Source organism: Streptomyces sp. NPDC048255, from assembly GCF_040652415.1.
Taxonomy (GTDB): domain Bacteria; phylum Actinomycetota; class Actinomycetes; order Streptomycetales; family Streptomycetaceae; genus Streptomyces.
Genome location: NZ_JBEZMA010000139.1, coordinates 1 through 1,593, shown reverse-complemented (window position 1 = coordinate 1,593; position 1,593 = coordinate 1). Strand labels below are relative to the sequence as shown.

The window sequence follows — 1,593 nt, the reverse complement described above, 5'->3', positions numbered from 1 at the left end:
CCTAAGGGCTGTCCCGTAAATGATCTCGAGTCGTCTCAGGCATGGTCGGCTGCGGTGCGGGCCCGCTGGTCTATCCGGCGAGGGCGAGGTTGTGCATGCGGGCGATGCCGAGCATGGCCTGGTGGACGCCGTCGCCTTTGAGGCGGCAGTCGCGGAGAATCTTCCAGGTCTTCATGCGGGCGAAGACGTGCTCGACCCGGGCTCGGACCTGCTTGTGGGACCTATTGTGGTCCTCTTTCCAGTCCGGGAGTTCGGTCTGACCGCGCTGCCGACGGTGCGGGATGACCAATCCGGTGCCCGGGTAGCCGCCATCGGCGATTGTGGTGGTCTTCCCGACGGCGGCTTTGGCGCCAGATTCTTCCCACGCCTTGCAGTCGTTGCGGTTTCCGGCGAGGGGCTGGCCGACCACGACGACCAGGCGAGTGTCGGCGTCGATGACGATCTGGTGGTTGGTGGAGTACCTGTAGTTCTTCGACCTCTCGGCGATGGTGTGGTCGCGGGTGGGGACCAGGGTGCCGTCCACGATGAGCACGGTGTCCTTGGCGAACCGCTTGCGCGGCTGGAGAGCGAGCATCGGCGCGAGGTGGTCGATGATCCGGTCCGCCGCCGACTTGGACACCCCGAACAGCGGAGCGAGTTGCCGCATTGTGAGGTTCGTGCGCCAGTAGGCCGCGACCAGCAGGGCCCGGTCCTCCAGCGGAAGGCTCCACGGCCGGCCCTTGCGGACCACGTCCGCACCCTGACGCCGCAGAACCATTACCAGCTTCCCGAAGGCGCGAGGGCTCAGCCCGGAGAACGGGGCTATCCAGGAAGATTCCGACGCAGTGATCACACCAGCCATACCAAGATCGTTTCATGGGGCGACTGGTGACTCGGCCCACCTCTCAGCTGCCGCTCAGCGGAGATGCCCACGTGGGGTCGTGGCGGGATCTCCTCGTGAGGTGGGCCAGGAGGTGCTCCGCCGCGATGGAGGCAGTGTCTTGCGGCGCACCGACCGCGGTCAGGGCGGCGATAAGCCGTGCTGATGCTGTTTCCGGCACGTCCGGGTCGGTGAGGAGGGGAAGCAACAGCAGGAAGCGGGTGGCCGTGTCCTGGACGCCTTCGTCCGCAAGCGACGGGCTGTCAGCGATCCGGATCAGTTCGTGCCATGTCAGCCCAGTGCCTGAGAAGTCTCCGTCCCAGCTGGCGATCTGCTCGGCGTGGCTTCTGCCTGGATGGGTGAGGAGGTAGTCGGTGCCGTAATCGCCATCCAGGTTGCGGTAGACCACCACGACTCCGGGGCCGCCTTCTCCCGGCACCCTGAACAGCGGCCAGCGCTCAGGATCGAAGAGGACCTCAGACAGGGCATCGACATCGGCGCCGTCCTCGCCAAACCACTCTGGAACCGGGCGCTCGGGACACCCCCCGTCACTGCACATCGCCAGGAGGTAGTTCGACCAGAAGCCCGCGTGGACCAGCAGTGACTCACCCGGAACCAACGGGCCGAGGTTGTATCCGTTGAGCAGCACCCCTCGATCCTGCCATCAGCCACTGACACGGTCCGATCCGGGGTCGGCAAGGGGGCGCCGTCCAGTTACGGGACAGCTCTTAGCG

General features: G+C 66.2%; 2 protein-coding genes. Both read right to left on the bottom strand.

Annotated elements, in window-relative coordinates:
* Positions 1 to 70: 70 nt before the first annotated feature.
* Entirely contained in the window at positions 71 to 841 is a 771-nt protein-coding gene (locus tag AB0D94_RS37785) for a transposase (RefSeq protein WP_362062505.1), read from the bottom strand.
* Positions 842 to 884: 43 nt separating this feature from the next.
* Entirely contained in the window at positions 885 to 1,508 is a 624-nt protein-coding gene (locus AB0D94_RS37780; protein WP_362062501.1) for a hypothetical protein, read from the bottom strand.
* Positions 1,509 to 1,593: the final 85 nt, after the last annotated feature.

Bases quoted from the DNA above. Each gene is read 5' to 3' on its own strand.
- AB0D94_RS37785 (WP_362062505.1), bottom strand. From the start codon at position 841: ATGGCTGGTGTGATCACTGCGTCGGAATCTTCCTGGATAGCCCCGTTC.